This window comes from Pseudomonas sp. PSPC3-2 (assembly GCF_049897085.1).
GTDB classification, from domain to species: domain Bacteria; phylum Pseudomonadota; class Gammaproteobacteria; order Pseudomonadales; family Pseudomonadaceae; genus Aquipseudomonas; species Aquipseudomonas paraveronii.
Window position 1 is genome coordinate 21,950 of sequence record NZ_JAFCVO010000014.1, and the last position, 18,945, is coordinate 40,894.

The 18,945-nt window shown below is 61.1% G+C and carries 17 protein-coding genes; 5 read left to right on the forward strand and 12 right to left on the reverse strand.

Annotation, left to right across the window (positions count from 1 at the left end):
* Positions 1–939: an MlaD family protein gene (locus ACP7CJ_RS21435; protein WP_426101961.1), complete on the forward strand. Its 939-nt coding sequence runs from the start codon at positions 1–3 to the stop codon at positions 937–939.
* Positions 936–1,547, forward strand: a complete 612-nt coding sequence (locus tag ACP7CJ_RS21440) for an ABC-type transport auxiliary lipoprotein family protein (protein ID WP_426101959.1) — start codon at positions 936–938, stop codon at positions 1,545–1,547. The genes ACP7CJ_RS21435 and ACP7CJ_RS21440 overlap by 4 nt, the downstream gene beginning before the upstream one ends.
* Before the next feature lie 40 nt (positions 1,548–1,587).
* Here ACP7CJ_RS21440 and ACP7CJ_RS21445 read toward each other — a convergent pair whose 3' ends face one another.
* The 5 genes from ACP7CJ_RS21445 to ACP7CJ_RS21465 all read right to left on the reverse strand — a co-directional run bounded on the left by ACP7CJ_RS21445 (position 1,588) and on the right by ACP7CJ_RS21465 (position 5,978).
* Entirely contained in the window at positions 1,588–2,817 is a 1,230-nt protein-coding gene (locus ACP7CJ_RS21445; RefSeq protein WP_276195667.1) for a nucleoside recognition domain-containing protein, read from the reverse strand.
* Positions 2,818–2,912: 95 nt separating this feature from the next.
* Positions 2,913–4,244: a glutamate/aspartate:proton symporter GltP gene (gene gltP, locus ACP7CJ_RS21450; protein ID WP_276195666.1), complete on the reverse strand. Its 1,332-nt coding sequence runs from the start codon at positions 4,242–4,244 to the stop codon at positions 2,913–2,915.
* A gap of 730 nt (positions 4,245–4,974) precedes the next feature.
* Positions 4,975–5,442: an inhibitor of vertebrate lysozyme family protein gene (locus ACP7CJ_RS21455; RefSeq protein ID WP_276195665.1), complete on the reverse strand. Its 468-nt coding sequence runs from the start codon at positions 5,440–5,442 to the stop codon at positions 4,975–4,977.
* 2 nt (positions 5,443–5,444) lie between these two features.
* Positions 5,445–5,609: a DUF1328 domain-containing protein gene (locus ACP7CJ_RS21460; RefSeq protein WP_003170804.1), complete on the reverse strand. Its 165-nt coding sequence runs from the start codon at positions 5,607–5,609 to the stop codon at positions 5,445–5,447.
* A 78-nt stretch (positions 5,610–5,687) separates the two neighbouring features.
* The gene (locus tag ACP7CJ_RS21465; RefSeq protein WP_426101957.1) at positions 5,688–5,978 is read right to left on the reverse strand and encodes a hypothetical protein; all 291 of its coding nucleotides are present in this window, start codon (positions 5,976–5,978) and stop codon (positions 5,688–5,690) included.
* Positions 5,979–6,354: 376 nt separating this feature from the next.
* Here ACP7CJ_RS21465 and algB point away from each other — a divergent pair, with 376 nt between their 5' ends.
* Both algB and ACP7CJ_RS21475 read left to right on the forward strand, forming a co-directional pair.
* Entirely contained in the window at positions 6,355–7,701 is a 1,347-nt protein-coding gene (gene algB, locus ACP7CJ_RS21470) for a sigma-54-dependent response regulator transcription factor AlgB (protein WP_276195646.1), read from the forward strand.
* Between the two features lie 10 nt (positions 7,702–7,711).
* Positions 7,712–9,499, forward strand: a complete 1,788-nt coding sequence (locus tag ACP7CJ_RS21475; protein WP_426101955.1) for an ATP-binding protein — start codon at positions 7,712–7,714, stop codon at positions 9,497–9,499.
* A 3-nt stretch (positions 9,500–9,502) separates the two neighbouring features.
* Here the strand turns inward: ACP7CJ_RS21475 and ACP7CJ_RS21480 are convergent, their stop codons facing one another.
* The 6 genes from ACP7CJ_RS21480 to ACP7CJ_RS21505 form a co-directional block, all read right to left on the reverse strand.
* Positions 9,503–10,279 (reverse strand): N-acetylmuramoyl-L-alanine amidase, encoded by a 777-nt coding sequence (locus tag ACP7CJ_RS21480; protein ID WP_276195642.1) that lies wholly within the window; start codon positions 10,277–10,279, stop codon positions 9,503–9,505.
* 88 nt (positions 10,280–10,367) lie between these two features.
* Entirely contained in the window at positions 10,368–12,434 is a 2,067-nt protein-coding gene (locus ACP7CJ_RS21485; RefSeq protein WP_276195640.1) for a diguanylate cyclase, read from the reverse strand.
* Positions 12,431–13,309, reverse strand: a complete 879-nt coding sequence (locus tag ACP7CJ_RS21490) for an endonuclease/exonuclease/phosphatase family protein (protein WP_247399221.1) — start codon at positions 13,307–13,309, stop codon at positions 12,431–12,433. The genes ACP7CJ_RS21485 and ACP7CJ_RS21490 overlap by 4 nt, the downstream gene beginning before the upstream one ends.
* 10 nt (positions 13,310–13,319) lie before the next feature.
* A complete protein-coding gene (dsbA, locus tag ACP7CJ_RS21495) occupies positions 13,320–13,955 on the reverse strand; it encodes a thiol:disulfide interchange protein DsbA (protein WP_276195638.1) in 636 nt (211 codons plus the stop codon).
* A 168-nt stretch (positions 13,956–14,123) separates the two neighbouring features.
* A complete protein-coding gene (locus ACP7CJ_RS21500; RefSeq protein WP_276195636.1) occupies positions 14,124–14,729 on the reverse strand; it encodes a c-type cytochrome in 606 nt (201 codons plus the stop codon).
* 38 nt (positions 14,730–14,767) lie between these two features.
* Positions 14,768–15,067 (reverse strand): c-type cytochrome, encoded by a 300-nt coding sequence (locus ACP7CJ_RS21505; RefSeq protein ID WP_276195634.1) that lies wholly within the window; start codon positions 15,065–15,067, stop codon positions 14,768–14,770.
* Between the two features lie 192 nt (positions 15,068–15,259).
* On the opposite strand from ACP7CJ_RS21505, the gene yihA reads away from it, so the two are divergent.
* Positions 15,260–15,901 carry a ribosome biogenesis GTP-binding protein YihA/YsxC gene (gene yihA / locus ACP7CJ_RS21510; protein ID WP_048721487.1) on the forward strand — a complete coding sequence of 214 codons (642 nt, stop codon included), beginning with the start codon at positions 15,260–15,262 and terminating at the stop codon, positions 15,899–15,901.
* A gap of 269 nt (positions 15,902–16,170) precedes the next feature.
* On the opposite strand, the gene polA is transcribed toward yihA, so the two are convergent.
* Positions 16,171–18,945: a DNA polymerase I gene (gene polA / locus ACP7CJ_RS21515; RefSeq protein WP_426101953.1), complete on the reverse strand. Its 2,775-nt coding sequence runs from the start codon at positions 18,943–18,945 to the stop codon at positions 16,171–16,173.

Consider the following 18,945-nt stretch of genomic DNA (forward strand, 5'->3'; position numbering starts at 1 on the left):
ATGGAAACCCGAGCCCATCATGTGATGATCGGTCTGTTCAGCGTGATTGTGGTGGTCGGCGCGATGCTGTTTGGCTTGTGGCTGGCCAAGTCCAGCGTCGACGCCGCGTTCCAGGATTACGAAGTGATTTTCAACGAGGCGGTCAGCGGCCTGTCCCAGGGCAGCTCGGTGCAGTACAGCGGGATCAAGGTGGGCGATGTCATCAGCCTGCGCCTGGACCCCAAAGACCCGCGCCGCGTGCTCGCACGCATCCGCCTTTCCGGGGAGACGCCGATCAAGGAAGACACCCAGGCCAAGCTGGCCCTGACCGGCATCACCGGCACCTCGATCATCCAGCTCAGCGGCGGCACACCGCAAAGCCCGACACTCAAGGGCAAGGACGGCGACCTGCCGGAGATCATCGCCTCGCCATCCCCTATCGCGCGGTTGCTGAACAACAGCAACGACCTGATGACCAGCATCAACCTGCTGCTGCACAACGCCAACGACATGTTCTCTGCGCAGAATGTCGAGCGCATCAGCAACACCCTGGACCATCTGGAACGAACCACCGGCGCGATTGCCGACCAGCGCGGCGATATCAAAGTGGTGATGCAGCAACTGATGCAGGTCAGCAAGCAGGCCGGTGCCGCCCTCGAGCAGACCACCGCGCTGATGCGCAATGCCAACGGCCTGCTCAACGATCAAGGCAGGCAGGTCTTCGGCAGCGCTGAGCAGGCGATGAAATCCCTTGAGCAAAGCACCGCGACCATCAACACCTTGCTGACCGATAACAAGAACGCGGTGAACAGCGGCATGCAGGGCCTCAACGAACTGGCGCCGGCCGTGCGCGAACTGCGCGAAACCCTAGGTTCGCTGCGCGCCATCTCCCGCCGCCTGGAAGCCAACCCCAGCGGTTACCTGCTGGGCAGCGACAAGAACAAGGAGTTCACGCCATGAAGCGTGCTTACCAACTGATCGCCCCCGTGGCCCTGGCGCTGATCGGCGCGTGCTCGATCCTGCCCACGGCCGATCCATCGGACGTCTACCGCCTGGCCTCGGCCCCGGTGGCCGCCCAAGCGGCGCCGGTAGCCTGGTCGCTGCGCGTGACCAAGCCGCAGACCAGCGAGTTCCTCGACAGCCCGCGCATTGCCGTGGTGCCCCAGGGCGATCTGATCAGCAGCTACGCCCACTCACGCTGGAGCGACCCGGCGCCGGTCCTGCTGCGCAACCGCTTCATGGACGGCTTCCAGCGCGATGGCCGGGTCACGCTGTTGAGCAGCGACGAGACCAACCTGCAGGCCGACTACGAGCTGGGCGGGCAATTGCAGGCGTTCCAGAGCGAATACCGCAGCAGCGCGGTGGAAGTGGTGATTCGCCTGGATGCGCGGCTGGTGCGTGGGAGTGATCAGCGGATCATTGCCAGCCGACGGTTTGAAGTGCGCCAGCCGGTCAGCGACAGCAAAGTGCCGGCGGTGGTGGCCGGGTTTGGGCTGGCGGGGGATCAGTTGAACAAGCAGGTGGTGGATTGGGTGGTGGCGCAGGGCAACACTGCGCCGAAACGCTGAGGGCCTCATCGGGAGCTTGCTCCCGATAGCCATCCAAGCCTTAACCAAAGAACCAGTAGCACACCGCAATCGCCGCCACCACACCGGCAAACTCCGCCAGCAACGCACAGCCCACCGCATGCCGCGCCCGCTGAATACCCACCGAGCCGAAATACACCGCCAACACATAGAAGGTGGTCTCGGTACTGCCCTGAACCGTCGCCGCCACCAACGCCGGGAAGCTGTCGACGCCCTGGGTCTGCATGGTCTCGATCAACATCGCCCGCGCGGCACTGCCGGAGAACGGCTTGACCATCGCAGTCGGCAGCGCGTCGACGAAGCGCGTGTCCATGCCGGTCCAGGCGACCACATGACGAATGCCTTCCAGGCCAAAGTCCAGCGCACCGGATGCACGCAACACGCCCACCGCGCAGAGCATCGCCACCAGATACGGCAGCAGGTTCTTGGCGACGTCGAAGCCCTCTTTGGCCCCTTCGACAAACGCCTCGTAGACCTTCACCTTGCGCAACGCGCCGACCAGCAGGAACAGCATGATCAGGCCAAACAGCGTCAGGTTGCCAAGGATCGACGACAACCCGGCCAGCGCCGTGGCGGACAAGGTCGCCAGCAACGCCATGAAGCCGCCCAGCAGCAGTGCGCCTGGGATCAAATAGGCCAGCACCACCGGGTCCCACAGCCGCAAGCGCTGCATCACTGCCACCGAGAGCAAGCCCACCAGGGTCGATGCGCTGGTGGCCAGTAGGATCGGCAAAAACACCAGCGTCGGGTCGGCTGCGCCTTGCTGGGCGCGGTACATGAAGATGGTCACCGGCAACAGCGTCAGCGAGGATGCGTTGAGCACTAGGAACAGAATCTGCGCGTTACTCGCGGTATTGGGGATCGGGTTGAGCTCCTGCAACGCTTTCATGGCTTTCAGGCCGATGGGTGTCGCGGCGTTGTCCAGGCCCAGGCCGTTGGCGGCGAAGTTGAGGGTGATCAAACCGATGGCCGGGTGGCCAGCCGGCACTTCCGGCATCAGCCGGCGAAACAGCGGGCCGAGGGCCCTGGCCAGCCAGTCGACGATCCCGGCTTTTTCGGCGATGCGCAAAAAGCCCAGCCATAACGTCAGCGTGCCGAACAACAGCACCATGACCTCCACCGACAATTTGGCCATGGCGAAAATGCTTTCCACCATCGCCGCAAAAATCCCGGCGTTACCGCCGACCAGCCATTGCGCCAGTGCTGACACCATTGCTACGACAAAGAAGCCAAGCCACAGGCCATTGAGCATCAGTTGAATCCCCCGAAAGATGGGGCGAATGATAGCGGGGCTGACAGAAACGACAAACCCCGGATTTACCGGGGTTTGTGCGCATCAGGCAGACCTCAGCCGCGGCTGGCCTCACCCGCCGGCAACACTTGCTTGGTGCGCCAGTGCGGCAGGGAGTTCCAGTAGCGCTCGCCCTTGGCATCGTCGTACATGCCTTCCCAACGGGAGATGACCAGTACCGCCAAGGCGTTGCCGATCACGTTGAGGGCGGTACGCGCCATGTCCATGATGCGGTCGACGCCGGCAATGAACGCCAGGCCTTCCAATGGAATGCCCACGCTGCCCAGGGTAGCCAGCAACACCACGAAGGACACGCCCGGCACACCCGCGATGCCTTTGGAGGTGACCATCAGGGTCAGCACCAGCATCAGTTGCTGGCCGACCGACAGGTCGATGCCATACAACTGCGCGATAAAGATCGCCGCGATGCTCTGGTACAGGGTCGAACCATCGAGGTTGAACGAATAACCGGTCGGCACCACGAAGCTGCAGATGGCCTTCGGCGCGCCGTAGGCTTCCATCTTCTCGATCACCCGCGGCAGCACGGTTTCGGAACTGGCGGTGGAGTAGGCCAGCACCAGCTCATCCTTGAAGATGCGCATCAGCTTGATCACCGAGAAGCCAAACAGGCGTGCGATCAGGCCCAGGATCACAAAGGCGAAGAACAGAATGGCGACGTAAACCAGAATCACCAGCTTGGCCAGTGGCAGCAAAGAGGCGAAGCCGAAGTTGGCGACGGTCACCGCGATCAGCGCGAACACACCGATAGGCGCGTACTTCATGATCATGTGGGTGACTTTGAACATGCTCTCGGACACGCCCTGGAACATCGTCACCAACGGCTCGCGCAGCTCAGGCTTGAGGCTCGACAGGCCCAGGCCGAACAGCACGGAGAAGAAGATGATCGGCAGCATCTCGCCACGCGCGACGGCGGCAAAGATGTTCGATGGGATCAGGTTGAGGATGGTCTGAACGAACGCATGCTCATGCTGCACCTCCGCCGCTGTCGCCTGGTACTTGGAGATATCCACGGTACCCAGGGTACTCATGTCGATGCCCGTGCCAGGGTGGAACAGGTTGGCCAGCAACAGGCCGACCACGATGGCGATGGTGGTGACGACCTCGAAGTAAAGGATGGTTTTGACGCCAATTCGACCGAGCTTTTTCGCATCGCCGACACCGGCAATGCCGACGATCAGCGAGGAAATCACAATCGGGATCACGATCATCTTGATCAGGCGGATAAAGATATCGCCCGCCGGCTGCAGCACATTGCTGATCCACCAGGCCTTTTCAGCACTGAAATGGTTGAGCACGGCGCCGATTGCGATCCCCAGCACCAAACCGATGAGGATCTGCCAGGCGAGGCTTAGCTTTGCCTTCTTCATGTCATTACCCTTACTTCAAGTGAACTTAAGGCAAATGCGCCAGCTGCAACGCTCGGAAGCGAAAAAGTGTGTGCATCTGCCTCCATAGAAAGTCACCGCCGCATGGCCGAAATGGCTTACTGGCAGGCGAAAAAAGGCGCAACTATTCCCATGCAAGGGGGCGACGTCTAATGCCGTAAACGCCTACCCTATGCCGAATCGGCATGGCTTTTTTTCATAATAACTGACCGGACGGTCAGTTCAAATGCGACATTTTGCCCGGCGAATATGCCGTGAACCGGTCAAATCAGGGTCGCTTAGAGATGCAGGACACGCTGAAGGCATTCGCAAAAATGCCTGTGTATTCAGGGGTCTGTTGTCTGAAATGTCCTATAGCGTGAACGAAATTTTCTCGATAGATGGTCGCCACGACATACCCAGTAATGGTTAGTCGCGGGCAAAAAGCAGATTCTCGGCTAAGAGCAGTATGAGAGGCGGGGGATGAACCTCATAAGCCCGCCGCAAGTCCAGCAAGCTCGAGAGCGTGTGAACTTGCGTCGCAGCTTTTCACCTGACCCGGCCCTTGCGCAGGCACTCCCTGTACCCGTAGGTCACGCCGATCTCGACGGATCAGAGCAACCCGGCCCCCTGGCCATGCATCGCCCTTGGCGAGCGATGCAAACAGAAAGAAGCGCAAGGGCTTCTTTCTATGGACGCCGGCCCCGCAGACGACAGATGCGTCAGACGGAACCTAGTACCAATTCGGATCTTTCTTCAGTTGCTCCATCAGCAGCTTTTGCATGCCTGCATCCGGCTTACCGATAAACCGGTAATCGGCGTGACGCGTTGGAGACTTGTCCGCCGGCAGGCCGGCCGGGACTTCCACCAACATGGCGTAGGCATCTTCCTTGTCGTAACTGAAGGCGACGATCAGGCGCTTGTTCAGGCAGGTGTCTGCGGTTTCGCAGAGGGGCCCGACCAAGTACTTGTCGCCATCTTCTTCAACGGCATTCATTTGCTCGGCCGTGCCGGACAGGTTCATGACCCATTCCGGCAGGCGCTCTTCTTTCTTCACCACGCCTTGCCACGTTTCACGGTACTGCGAGTCCGCGCTGAGCAATTCGTTGGCCCGGGTCTGGCCGTCGTTAGCGGCCATCGCCAAACCGCTGCCGCCCAGAAGCAGGACGGCAGCCATGGCCTTGAGAGACAAAGTGGTCATATTCAGCCTCGGCCGCGACGACCAAAGAAGAACGAAGCAATGAACATCACCAGGAAGACCACAAACAGAATCTTGGCGATACCCGTGGCAGTGCCCGCGATCCCACCGAAGCCCAGGACTGCAGCCACAATGGCGATGATCAGAAATGTGATTGCCCAACTCAACATGGTGATTCTCCTTACGCTTTTTTAGGGGTGACAGCGGTACTGCCGTGCAATCGCTCAACTCAAGCGACCTTTTGTTGCCTAGAACACCCAACGTTCCTGGGATGGCAGTTCACCCAGGGAAGACGCCTGGTCAACCATCCGCAGTTGGGGAGCCGTTACATCGGCAGAGACGCTGCCAACGGAACGGCTATCAATGGAGCGAAAATGGGTCTGGGTCATTGCCGGACGTTCGAAATGCGGGGTCTGCTGCTGCCAATGCTGCAACTGCTGGCCGCCAATCAACGTGACCATCAGGGCCAGGCTGGCGAACAGGCCTTGTTGCAAGCGCACTGGCGATACACACAGTTGAGCGAGGCTTTGGCGAGTCATGCTGCTTTCTCCCGCATTTTGATTATTCGTTAGGAGAGCTATTGCAGAGGGCGTGCCAGCTTTTTTACAAAATAAAACTCAACAAAATCAATCAGTTAAATATATTTGATCAACACGAAGCCCAGCATCCTGCACGATGGCCACCTGGACGCCGTGCGAAATGCACGATCACCAGTGGTCGGATGGGTGGATAGAAAGCCAATAGCGCACTGCCGAAGTGGCAAGAAGGCATGAAAACGCCAGCAGGCGCGGGCTTTGTAGGGACACACGTAGATAGCTGCACGACGTTGCGTTTTATCAATCAGAATGAACCATGCAACTTGCCCGATTATTCCGGGACTAAACACCATCATTCATATTCAGGAGCGCGGGACAAATGGAATCAGCCAAGGAACTTCAAGGCCGCATTCTTTTAGTGGACGACGAATCCGCGATCCTTCGTACCTTCCGTTATTGCCTGGAAGATGAGGGCTACACCGTAGCCACCGCGAACAGCGCCGCTCAGGCCGATGCCCTGATGCAACGCCAAGTGTTCGACCTGTGCTTCCTGGACCTGCGCCTGGGCGAGGACAACGGCCTGGATGTGTTGGCGCAGATGCGCATCCAGGCGCCGTGGATGCGCGTGGTGATTGTGACCGCGCATTCCGCCGTGGACACTGCGGTGGATGCGATCCAGGCCGGCGCGGCTGATTATCTGGTCAAACCGTGCAGCCCCGACCAACTGCGCCTGGCCACCGCCAAACAATTGGAAGTGCGCCAGCTCTCCGCGCGCCTGGAGGCGCTGGAAGGCGAAGTACGCCAACCCAAAGACGGCCTCGACTCCCACAGCCCGGCGATGATGGTGGTGCTGGAAACTGCACGCCAAGTGGCCGGGACTGACGCCAACATCCTCATCCTCGGCGAATCCGGCACCGGTAAAGGCGAGTTGGCCCGGGCCATTCACGGCTGGAGCAAGCGCGCGAAGAAATCCTGCGTCACCATCAACTGCCCGTCGCTGACGGCGGAGTTGATGGAAAGCGAACTGTTCGGCCATAGCCGCGGTGCCTTTACCGGCGCCAGCGAGAGCACCTTGGGCCGGGTTAACCAGGCGGACGGCGGCACGCTGTTTCTCGACGAGATCGGCGACTTTCCCCTCACCCTGCAGCCCAAGTTGCTGCGCTTTATCCAGGACAAGGAATACGAGCGCGTGGGCGACCCGGTTACCCGGCGCGCCGATGTACGCATCCTTGCGGCCACCAACCTGAACCTCGAAGACATGGTGCGCGACGGCCGCTTTCGCGAAGACTTGCTGTACCGCCTCAACGTGATCACCTTGCACCTGCCGCCGCTGCGCGAACGCAGCGAAGACATCCTGGCCCTGGCCGACCGCTTCCTCGCCCGCTTCGTCAAGGAATACGCCCGACCGGCGCGGGGCTTCAGCGATGAAGCGCGCGAAGCGCTGCTCAACTACCGCTGGCCGGGCAATATCCGCGAGCTGCGCAACGTGGTGGAACGCGCGAGCATTATCTGCCCGCAGGAAAAGGTCGAAATCAGCCACCTCGGAATGGCCGAACAGCCGACCCACAATGCACCCCGTATCGGTGCGGCGTTGAGCCTGGACGAACTGGAGAAAGCGCATATCGGCGCCGTACTGGCCACCAGCGACACCTTGGATCAGGCTGCCCGCACCCTGGGCATCGACGCGTCGACCCTGTACCGCAAACGCAAACAGTACAACCTGTGAGCTGTACCTTATGAAGTTAGCGATGAAACTGCGCACTCGGTTATTCCTGAGTATCTCCGCGCTGATCACCGTCGCCCTGCTGGGGTTGATCCTGGGGCTGGTCAGCGTGATGCAGATGGCCAAGACCCAGGAGTCATCGATTCGCAGTAACTTCATCACCCTCGACCTGGGACTCAAGCTGCGCCAGAGCCTGGGCGACCAGTTGATGATGATGCTCGAACAACGCCCCAATCCGGAGGCACTGCAAGCGGCGGAACAGCATTACTTCGAGCTGCTCGACCAAGGCATTGCCCACGAACAGCGAGACGGGCATAGCAGCGGTTTCAGTCAGGCCCGGCTCGACTACCAGCGCTTGCTGGCGGCTTTTGACGAATCTCAACAAGCGTCCCCACCGCCCGGCGGCAAAGAGAAAATCACCGAAACATTCAATGTTCTGCGCAACGGCCTGATCGCCGAGCACAAGCAGGCCCTGGAAAACATCAGCGCCAGCGAGCATAAATCCCGCGAGCGCGCCTTGTTGATCGCGGGGCTGCTGGGGCTGGTAGGCCTCGCGGTGCTGATCATCGGTTTTATTACCGCCCATGGCATCGCCCGACGGTTTGGCGGGCCGATCGAAGCGCTGGCCAAGGCCGCCGACAAGATCGGGCAAGGTGATTTCGAAGTGACCCTGCCCATTTCTTCAGCGGCGGAAATGAACCAACTGACCCGACGCTTCGGCATCATGGCCGAAGCGTTGCGCCAGCATCAGGCAACCAATATCGATGAGCTGCTGGCGGGCCAGCAGCGCCTGCAAGCGGTGCTCGACAGTATCGACGACGGCCTGCTGATGATTGACCGTCAAGGCCGCCTGGAGCACCTCAACCCCGTCGCACAGCGCCAGTTGGGCTGGGACGAGGAACGTCTCGGCCAGGGCCTGGGTGATGCGCTGGGTCGCCCGGAAATGGACGATCAACTGCAACTGGTGCTGCGCGGCGGCAACCTGGAACGGGCGCCGGACGACCTGGAGGTGGAAGTCGAGGGTGAGCTGCGCCTGTTGACCTACAGCCTGACGCCGGTAAGCCACACCCAGGGGCATATCCTCGGCGCAGTGATGGTGCTACATGACGTCACCGAGCAGCGCGCCTTTGAGCGGGTACGCAGCGAGTTCGTGTTGCGCGCCTCCCACGAATTGCGCACGCCGGTGACCGGCATGCACATGGCCTTCGGCTTGTTCCGCGAACGCGCGAAGTTTCCTGCGGAGTCCCGTGAAGCGGACCTGCTGGATACGGTCAATGAAGAGATGCAGCGCCTGATGCAGTTGATCAACGACCTGCTCAACTTTTCGCGCTACCAGAACGGCATGCAAAAACTCACCCTGGGCCCGTGCGATGTCACCGACCTACTGGAGCATGCGCGTGCGCGCTTCGCCGAGCCGGCGAATGCGCAACACATCGAGCTGCTGGTAGAGCCCCAGCCCGACCTGCCCCGACTGTATGCCGACCAGGCGCAACTGGAACGCGTGCTCGACAACCTGTTGGGCAACGCCCTGCGCCACACCGCCGAAGGCGGGCAGATCCGCCTGCAGGCACGGCGTCATGGCGAGCGGGTGATTATCAGCGTCGAGGACAACGGCGAAGGTATCGCCTATGGCCAGCAGGGGCGCATCTTCGAACCCTTCGTGCAGGTGGGCCGCAAGAAAGGCGGCGCCGGCCTGGGGCTTGCGCTGTGCAAGGAGATCGTGCAACTGCATGGCGGCCGCATGGGCGTGTATTCACGGCCGGGGCAGGGCACGCAGTTCTATATGGCGTTACCGCTGTAGCGATTAACGCCGGTCGAGGGCGCGCAGGATCGCGGCACTCTCGGCATCCGGTGAGCCATCGAACAGCGCAGGGCGGAAGTGCATCTGGAACGCCGCGATCACATGGCGCGTGGCGACGTCCAGTTCACCGGTCTGCGGCGTCTGGTAGCCCAGGTGCGCCAACGCTTCCTGGAACCAGGTGATGCTCGGCAGATCCGTGGCGTACTGCGCCTGGTAGCGCGCCACAGCCTGCGCGTCGGGCCAGACGCCCAAGCCCTTCTCGGCCAGGCGCTTCCACGGAAACAACGGCCCCGGGTCCTGCTTGCGCAGCGGCGCGATGTCGCTGTGACCAATGATGTTTTTGGGGTCAATGCCATTGCGCGTGCTGATGTCCTTGAGCAACACCTCCAGCGATTGCACCTGAGCTTCGGAGTACGGGTACCACACACGGCCCGTCGGCGTGTCGCGAAACCCTGGGTTGACGATCTCGATCCCGATGGAGCTGGAGTTCAGCCAGGTACGCCCCATCCACTCGCTTTCCCCCGCATGCCAAGCGCGTTGGCTTTCATCCACCAGCTTGTAGATGGTGCCCGAAGCGTCGTCGCCGATCAGGTAATGGCTGCTGACCTGACCATGGGTCAGCAGCGCCAGGGAGCGTTCAAGGTTGGCCGAGGTGTAATGGACCACCACGAACTGCACGCGGTTGTCGTGGTTGGCCGAGGGGTGGCTGGTATCCAGGCGCGGGCCGCTTGCGCAGCCGGTGAGCAGGAGGAACACAAAAGCGAAGTACACGGATTTCATGGCGGATCACGTTACGCAGAAGACGATAATGCAACAGTGTAACGTACCGTTTGTAGCCCAAACGTCAAATTACAAAATGGAACATCTTTTAGGCCGCCTGCACCCGGTTACGTCCCGCCGCCTTGGCCCGGTACAACGCCTCGTCGGCGCGCTTGAGCGCCAAGTCACTGCGCTCGCCGGGCTGGAACTGTGCCACGCCCATCGACACCGTGATCGTCACCGGCTCGCCCTTGAAGTGGAACGGGCAGACTTCAATCGCCGTTCGCAACGCTTCGCCAGCGGCCAGGGCATTCGCCAGGGAGGAGTCGGGCATCAGCAACACAAACTCTTCACCGCCGAATCGCGCAATGAAGTCGCCAGGACGCAGGCGCTTGCGCAGCACGTTGGCGATGATTTTCAGCACTTTGTCGCCGGCCAGATGCCCGTAGCCGTCGTTGATACGCTTGAAGTGATCCAGGTCCAGCATTGCCAGCGACAGGCTATTGCCGCGCTGATGCCAGAGGTTGACCTCATGGTCCAGGCGCTCGCTCCAGGCCGCACGGTTGGGCAAGTCGGTGAGCGGATCGATCAGGGCTTTCTGGCGCTGCACTTCCAGGTGATCGCGATAACCCTGGGCCTCCTGTTCCATATTGGCGACGCGCTCCGCGAGCCCTTTCAAACGCTCCGCCACTTCCTGCTCGCGCTGATCACGTTGCTGCTGGTGCTGGTCCATGGTGCCAAGCAGGCCTTCAAGGTGGCTTTCCAAGACCTGCTTGAGGCTGTCCAGGTCGGCGGCGTCCTGCACACTGCTTTGCAGGCCGTCGACCTGTTCACGGATTTGCGTGTCCAGCTCCCGGGCGGCCGAGCGACTGTCGGCATACCCTTCGCTGGCCGTCTGCAGATGGCCCTGGAACGCTTCGAGGCGTTCGTTGAGCTGTTTTAGGTAAGCCTCGAACTCATGTTGGCCGCTGTCGGTGATCGCCAGCATCAGCGTGGCCAGATCGTCGAGGATCGGCAGCAGTTCGTACCAGTTCAAACCATGGGCCAGGCGTTCGCGCATGGCTTCGGCCTGGGGCCGGTGTCGCTCGGGCAGCGACAGGTCTTCCAGCAGGCCAAGTAAGGTGTCTTCAATGTGTTTGGCCACGGAGCTGTAGGACGGCTCCGGCGAATCGGGCAGGGCGTAGACCGGGTCCGCTTGCAACTCGTCCGGGTCCGGTACTTCCTGCACGGGCGGCAGTGACAGGCTGCCGATGACAGTTTGCGGCGGCGCATCGACCTCGACCGGGGGTGTTTCGATAAACGCAGCGAGTGCGCTTTCAGAGGCAGGCTCTTGCGCCTCGACCGGAGGCGCCTCGGGCTCCGCCACTTCGACCGGCCGGGCGATCGGCGCAGTTCGTGACACGGCTTCGACGGCAACGGAGGGGGTCACGATCTCGACCGCCTTGGCCGGCGCTACGGGTTCCGGCTGGGGCGAGGCCGAGCCTTGCGGCAACGGCGCGAACGCCCGCAGGGCCTGGGCTAATTCGTCAGGCTGCGCCGGCGTCTCGGCGACGGGCTCGGGCGCCGGCCTGGAGGCGGGGGGCGGCGGTAAAGATGGCGGAGCAGGCGGCGGCGCGGCCTCGCCGGGCGGCGCTTCATTCGCGACATCCTTGGCGCCAAACAGGCGTTGCAGCAGGCCGGGGCCGGGGCGCGGGGTTTCGCCGTCCGGCTCCAGGTTATTCAATGCCTGCCCTTGCAGGCTGCTCAGCTCACTGAGCAACAGTGGGATCTCGCGCGCCTGGCCTACGCGGCTATCCAACTGCTTGGCGAAGGTTTTCAACGGGCGGGCCACCTCGCGGGGCAGCGGCAGTTTCTGCAACTGCGCAACCAGGGCCGCGAGCGCGGTACTCATCTGGTCAATCCGGGTTTCGCGACGCTGCTCCGAATCCAGTACGGCTTTTTCCAGGCGCGGCAGCAACGCAGCGAGGGCGGCATCCATGTCGTCGGTGCGCACTGCGTCGCGCATTTCCTTCATGCATTGATCGACCGCGCGGTCGGTGCCTTCAGCGGCCAACGTACTGCGCACCAACCCTCGGCGCAGCAGGTCGAGGCGGGCAGCCCAGCGGCGTTCGAGCGTGTCTTGTTGTTCGATGCTTTTAAGGTATTTCTCTTTCCAGCGCTGGGCTTCGTCGCTCATGCAAGGGGTCCGCGAGGGCCGGGGCTCAACGCGGGCAATGCATCAGCCGTGAGCGAACCCGGCAGACGAATCTCCACCGCGACCGGCAGGTGATCGGAGATGGGCTGCGCCAACACCTGCACGCTTTCAAGCGTGAGGGTCGGGCTAAGCAGGATATGGTCAAGACAGCGTTGCGGGCGCCAGCTGGGGAACGTGGCTTCGACTTGCGGCGCCAGTAAGCCAAGGTCACGCAACGGGGAATTCTGCAGCAGGTCGGTGGCATGGGTGTTCATGTCACCCATCAGCACCTGGTGCTTGTAACCGCCAATCAACTCACGCACGTAGGCCAACTGCAGGTTGCGGGTACGCCCCCCGAGTGCCAGATGCATCATCACCACCACCAGGGCTTCCGGGCCTTCGCCGAAACGCACGAGGATCGCGCCACGGCCCTTGGGGCCCGGCAATGGGTGATCTTCGATAGCCGATGGCTTCAGGCGGCTGAGCACGCCATTGCTGTGCTGCGCCAGACGCCCGAGGTTGCGATTGAGTTGCTGATACCAATAGGGAAACGCGCCCAACTGGGCCAGGTGTTCCACCTGGTTGATGTAGCCCGAGCGAATGCTGCCGCCGTCAGCTTCCTGCAAGGCGACCAGGTCGAAGTCGCCCAACAGGTCGCCGATCTTCTGCAGGTTGCCGGCCCGCCCGTTGTGGGGCAACAAGTGCTGCCAGCCACGGGTGAGGTAGTGCCGGTACTTCTCGGTACTGATGCCCACCTGGATATTGAAGCTGAGCAGGCGCAGGCGGCTGTCCGCCGGCAGTCCTGTGGATTCCAGGTGAGCTTCGTTGACCTGTGGGTCATGCAGGCCGACAACGCGTTCGGTACCCCAGCGGCGCATGGCAGGCCCCTTACTTGGCGGCGCGTTCTTTGGCGATCAACTGGTCGGCCACATTGAGGGTCGCTTCAGGACCGCCGGTGGTCCCCAGGTCGAAACGGTACTTGCCGTTGACGATCAGGGTCGGTACGCCTTGCACGCCATACTTCTGCGCCAGTTCCTTGGCCTGTTTGATCTGGCCCTGGATAGCGAAGGAATTGAAGGTAGCCAGGAACTTGTCCTTGTCGACACCCTGGGTAGCGACGAAGTCAGCCATTTCCTCAGGCTTGGTCAGGCGCTTGCCTTGTTTCTGGATAGCCTCGAAGACCGCGTTGTGGACCTTGTGCTCGACACCCATGGCTTCCAGAGTCAGGAACAGTTGGCCGTGGGCATCCCAAGGGCCGCCGAACATGGCAGGGATGCGTTTGAAGTTCACGTCCTTGGGCAGTTTTTCAGCCCATGGGTTGATGGTTGGCTCAAAGGCGTAGCAATGCGGGCAGCCGTACCAGAACAGCTCCACCACTTCGATCTTGCCCGGCACCGACACCGGCACTGGGTTGGCCAATTCCACGTAGGTTTTACCGGCTTCAAGCGGCACGTCGGCAGCTTGTGCGGTCATGCCGAAGAGGCTGACAGTGACGAGAGCGGCGCTGAGGATCAGATTACGCATGCTTTACTCCTGAACAAATAGGGTCGCCTCACGCGACCTTTGTTGTGACAGGTCTACGCGGGCATGAGTTCGTTAGTGTAACGGCACCGGCCACAAAAAAGGGCGGCCTGGGCCACCCTTTTTATGCTTGCATCAACGGATTAATCGAGTGTTAACGTAGCCCTTCGATCAGTGCAGACCCTGAACGTATTGGGAAACCGCTTCGATGTCCTTGTTGCTTAGCTTGGCGGCAATGCTTTGCATGATTTTGGTATCGCCGTCGTTGGTGCGATTGCCTTCACGGAAGTCCGTCAGTTGCTTGGTGACGTACTGCGCATGCTGGCCACCTAAGTGCGGGAAGCCCGCAGCGGCGATGCCCGCGCCGTTAGGCGAGTGGCAACCGATGCAGGAAGGCATGCCTTTTTCCAGGTTGCCGCCGCGGAACAACTCTTCACCACGGGCCACTTGCTTCGGATCGGCAGCTCCCACGCTGCCTTTCTGGCTGGAGAAATAAGCGGCGATATCCGCCAGGTCCTGGTCACTGAGGTTGGTCAGCAAGCCGGTCATTTCCAGGACCGTGCGCTTACCGTCCTTGATGTCGTGCATCTGCTTGGTCAGGTAGCGCTCACCCTGGCCGGCCAGTTTAGGGAAGTTCGGTGCCGGGCTATTACCATCCGGTCCATGGCAAGCACCACACACGGCGGCTTTCGCCTGACCCGCAGTAGCGTCGCCTGCAGCATGGGCAACACCGGTGATGCCCAAGGTCAACAGCAGACTCACGATCAGTTTGTTCATCAGCTAATCCAACTACGGCTAAGGGTTTAAAGAGTTATCTAACCGGGCTTACTCACCATCCACTCAATGATGGCCTGGTAATCCTCGGTACTGCAGTCCATGCACAAACCACGCGGCGGCATTGCCTTGAAACCCTGAGTCACGTGTTGCACCAGCGTGTCCATGCCCTGCGCCAGTCTGGGCGCCCAGGCTGCCTGGTCACCCCGCTTCGGGGCGTTCGGCAGTTGGCCAGCATGGCAAGCCACGCAAACTCGGTTGTACACCGCTTCCGGTTCCTGTGTAGCCTGAGCGCCGTAAAGCGGCATCAGGACACCGATAGCAAGCAACCATCTGGTCATACATCGACCTTTTCAGGGTTTGGGAGCGTTTTGCGTTCTAATGCGCAATAAAGGTCTATCGCTCCCGTGAACTTCACCCTTCGCTGGGACAAAGCACACACAAAATCTGCGGCATTATATACTGGCGCTACTGAAACGGAAACGACACCGCTTGCCGCACCCTTTTTCGGCACCGCCCACATCGGAAATCTCATGCAACTCAAGAACCCCATCCTCGGCCTGTGCCAACAGTCCACCTTCATGCTCAGCGCCGCCAAAGTGGACCAATGCCCCGATGACGAGGGCTTTGAAGTCGCCTTTGCCGGCCGTTCCAACGCGGGTAAATCCAGCGCGCTGAACACCTTGACCCACGCCAGCCTGGCGCGCACCTCGAAAACCCCGGGCCGCACACAGCTACTCAACTTCTTCAAGCTAGACGATGATCGGCGTCTGGTCGACCTTCCAGGCTACGGTTATGCAAAAGTACCTATCCCGCTGAAGCTGCACTGGCAGCGTCACCTCGAGGCTTACCTGGGTGGCCGGGAGAGTTTGAAGGGGTTGATCCTGATGATGGACATCCGTCATCCAATGACCGACTTCGACCTGCTGATGCTCGACTGGGCGGTCGCCAGCGGCATGCCGATGCATATCCTGCTGACCAAAGCCGACAAACTGACCTATGGCGCCGCCAAGAACACGCTGCTGAAGGTGCAGGCGGAAATCCGTAAAGGTTGGGGTGACACCATCACCATCCAGCTGTTCTCGGCGCCAAAGCGCCTGGGCCTGGAAGACGCCTACACCGTGCTGGCCGGCTGGATGGAATTGGCCGACAAGGGCGCGGAAATCGCCGAGTAACTTTTGCGCAGGCAAAAAAAACCCCGGACTTCGTAGGGGAGGGGAAGTTCGGGGTTCAAGTTCCGGACCGCTAGGGCGGGGTCCAGATATCTGCCAACACTTAACACAACATAGGAGCATTGAAGGGCTTCACCACCCATTCAGTAAATCTGAGTGGCATTTCATGGGTTAAGTTCCGGCAGGTACAAAAAACTATTTGTAATAACCGACGGCGCTTTCGGCTCTAAAGCGTTCTGCCACCACGCTCGGGGGGTGGCAGAACCACGCCATCAGTGCGCTTCGTCCCAGTTATCACCCACGCCCACTTCCACCAGCAACGGCACGTCCAGCGTCGCCGCGTGGCTCATGTGCTGGCGAATCTCGTCACGCACTTGCTCGACCAGATCCTCGCGAACCTCCAGCACCAGTTCATCGTGTACCTGCAGGATGACTTTGGCGTCCAGGCCCGACGCGGTCAGCCAATTATCCACCGCGACCATGGCTTTCTTGATGATATCCGCCGCCGTGCCTTGCATCGGCGCGTTGATCGCCGTGCGCTCGGCACCTTTGCGCAGGGCCGGGTTCTTCGCGTTGATGTCCGGCAGGTACAGGCGCCGACCGAAGATCGTCTCGACATAACCCTGCTCGGCCGCCTGGGCGCGGGTGCGCTCCATATAGGCCAGCACGCCCGGATAACGGGCGAAGTAGCGGTCGATATAGGCCTGGGACTGTTTACGATCGACACCGATCTGCTTGGCCAGGCCAAACGCGCTCATGCCGTAGATCAGGCCGAAGTTGATCGCCTTGGCGCTGCGACGCTGGTCGGTAGTGACCGCGCCCAGTTCCACGCCAAATACCTCGGCGGCGGTGGCCTTGTGTACGTCCAGGTCATTGCGGAAGGCGTGCAGCAAGCCTTCGTCCTTGGCCAGGTGCGCCATGATGCGCAGTTCGATCTGCGAGTAGTCCGCCGCCAGTAGCTTGTAGCCTTTAGGCGCGACGAACGCCTGACGAATCCGCCGGCCTTCAGCGGTGCGGATCGGAATGTTCTGCAAGTTCGGATCACTCGACGACAAACGCCCCGTGGCCGCCACCGCCTGGTGATACGACGTATGGATGCGCCCGGTGCGCGGGTTGATCTGCTCAGGCAAGCGGTCGGTGTAGGTGCTTTTCAGCTTGCTCATGGAGCGGTACTGCATCAGCACCTTGGGCAGCGGGAAATCCTGCTCGGCCAGTTCGGCGAGCACCGCTTCGGCGGTCGACGCCTGGCCCTTGGCGGTCTTGCTCAGGATCGGGTGGCCGAGTTTTTCGTACAGGATCGCGCCCAATTGCTTGGGCGAGCCGAGGTTGAATTCCTCACCGGCGATGGCAAATGCCTCACGCTCCAGTTCGACCATCTTCTCGCCCAACTCGACGCTCTGCACACCGAGCAACTTGGCATCCACCAGTGCGCCCTGGCGCTCGATACGCGCCAGCACCGGCACCAGTGGCATCTCGATATCTGTCAGCACGCTGACCAGGCTGGGGATCGCCGTGAGTTTTTCGAACAAGGTCTGGTGCAGACGCAGGGTGACGTCGGCATCTTCAGCCGCGTAAGGCCCGGCCTGTTCGAGGGAGATCTGGTCAAAGGTCAGCTGTTTAGCGCCTTTACCGGCAATATCCTGAAAGCTCACGGTGGTGTGACCCAGGTATTTCTGGGCCAGGCTGTCCATGTCATGCCGCGTGGCCGTGGAGTCGAGGACGTAGGATTCGAGCATGGTGTCGTAGGCGATGCCCTGCACCGTGATGCCACAACTCTGATCACCACCGATGGCGCAGTTGGCCAGGATATTCATGTCGAACTTGGCGTGCTGGCCGACCTTGAGCTTGCTCGGGTCTTCGAGGATCGGCTTGAGCGCGCGCAGGACCGTGTCGCGGTCCAATTGCTCCGGCACCCCCATGTAGGAATGGGTCAGCGGGATGTAGGCCGCTTCATAGGGCTGAACCGCGAACGACAAGCCAACCAATTGCGCCTGCTGCGCATCGATGCCGGTGGTCTCGGTGTCGAAGGCGAACAGCTTGGCGTCGCCGAGCTTCTTCATCCACACATCGAAACGCGCCTGTTCGAGGATGGTTTCGTACTTGAGCTCAGTATTCACGACCGGCGCATTCTCGATGACCGGAGCAGCCACCTCCAGCCCGGCGCGCTTGGCGTCGCGCTGCACTTCGTCAAACCAGCTTTTGAACTCCAGGAGGGTATACAGCTCCAGGAGTTTTTCACGATCCGGCTCGATCAGGTGCAGATCGTCCAAGCCAACATCGAGCGGTACGTCGATCTTGATCGTCGCCAACTGATAGGAGAGAAACGCCATCTCCTTATGCTCTTCCAGCTTGGCCGGCAGCGTCTTGGCCCCACGGATAGGCAGGGTCGGCACAATATCCAACTGCTCATAAAGCTCTTTCAGGCCGCCATTGACGCCCACCAGCAAGCCGGAAGCGGTCTTCGGACCAATGCCCGGAACGCCTGGGATGTTGTCGGACGAATCGCCCATCAACGCCAGATAGTCGATGATCTGCTCCGGAGCGACGCCAAATTTCTCCTTTACGCCCTCCACGTCCATGGCGCTACCGGTCATGGTGTTGACCAAGGTAATGTGCCCGTCGACCAACTGTGCCATGTCCTTGTCACCGGTAGAGATCACCACCGGGCGGTCAGCCGCTGCGCTGCTGCGAGCCAGGGTGCCGATCACGTCATCGGCCTCGACGCCTTCGACGCACAACAGCGGGAAGCCCAGCGCGATCACGCTCTGGTGCAGGGGCTCGATCTGCAGGCGCATGTCGTCGGGCATGCTTGGGCGGTTGGCCTTGTATTCGGCGTACATGTCGTCGCGAAAGGTCCCACCCTTGGCGTCGAACACTACCGCGAACGGGCTCTCCGGGTACTGCTTGCGCAGGCTCTTGAGCATGTTCAATACGCCCTTGACCGCACCGGTCGGCAGGCCTTTTGAGGTGGTCAGCGGCGGCAGCGCGTGGAAGGCGCGGTACAGATAAGAAGAACCGTCCACCAGGACGAGGGGGGCTTGGCTCAT

Bases quoted from the DNA above. Each gene is read 5' to 3' on its own strand.
- ACP7CJ_RS21435 (WP_426101961.1), top strand. From the start codon at position 1: ATGGAAACCCGAGCCCATCATGTGATGATCGGTCTGTTCAGCGTGATT.
- ACP7CJ_RS21440 (WP_426101959.1), top strand. From the start codon at position 936: ATGAAGCGTGCTTACCAACTGATCGCCCCCGTGGCCCTGGCGCTGATC.
- ACP7CJ_RS21445 (WP_276195667.1), bottom strand. From the start codon at position 2,817: ATGCTCAATGGCCTGTGGCTTGGCTTCTTTGTCGTAGCAATGGTGTCA.
- gltP (WP_276195666.1), bottom strand. From the start codon at position 4,244: ATGAAGAAGGCAAAGCTAAGCCTCGCCTGGCAGATCCTCATCGGTTTG.
- ACP7CJ_RS21455 (WP_276195665.1), bottom strand. From the start codon at position 5,442: ATGACCACTTTGTCTCTCAAGGCCATGGCTGCCGTCCTGCTTCTGGGC.
- ACP7CJ_RS21460 (WP_003170804.1), bottom strand. From the start codon at position 5,609: ATGTTGAGTTGGGCAATCACATTTCTGATCATCGCCATTGTGGCTGCA.
- ACP7CJ_RS21465 (WP_426101957.1), bottom strand. From the start codon at position 5,978: ATGACTCGCCAAAGCCTCGCTCAACTGTGTGTATCGCCAGTGCGCTTG.
- algB (WP_276195646.1), top strand. From the start codon at position 6,355: ATGGAATCAGCCAAGGAACTTCAAGGCCGCATTCTTTTAGTGGACGAC.
- ACP7CJ_RS21475 (WP_426101955.1), top strand. From the start codon at position 7,712: ATGAAGTTAGCGATGAAACTGCGCACTCGGTTATTCCTGAGTATCTCC.
- ACP7CJ_RS21480 (WP_276195642.1), bottom strand. From the start codon at position 10,279: ATGAAATCCGTGTACTTCGCTTTTGTGTTCCTCCTGCTCACCGGCTGC.
- ACP7CJ_RS21485 (WP_276195640.1), bottom strand. From the start codon at position 12,434: ATGAGCGACGAAGCCCAGCGCTGGAAAGAGAAATACCTTAAAAGCATC.
- ACP7CJ_RS21490 (WP_247399221.1), bottom strand. From the start codon at position 13,309: ATGCGCCGCTGGGGTACCGAACGCGTTGTCGGCCTGCATGACCCACAG.
- dsbA (WP_276195638.1), bottom strand. From the start codon at position 13,955: ATGCGTAATCTGATCCTCAGCGCCGCTCTCGTCACTGTCAGCCTCTTC.
- ACP7CJ_RS21500 (WP_276195636.1), bottom strand. From the start codon at position 14,729: ATGAACAAACTGATCGTGAGTCTGCTGTTGACCTTGGGCATCACCGGT.
- ACP7CJ_RS21505 (WP_276195634.1), bottom strand. From the start codon at position 15,067: ATGACCAGATGGTTGCTTGCTATCGGTGTCCTGATGCCGCTTTACGGC.
- yihA (WP_048721487.1), top strand. From the start codon at position 15,260: ATGCAACTCAAGAACCCCATCCTCGGCCTGTGCCAACAGTCCACCTTC.
- polA (WP_426101953.1), bottom strand. From the start codon at position 18,945: ATGAGCCAAGCCCCCCTCGTCCTGGTGGACGGTTCTTCTTATCTGTAC.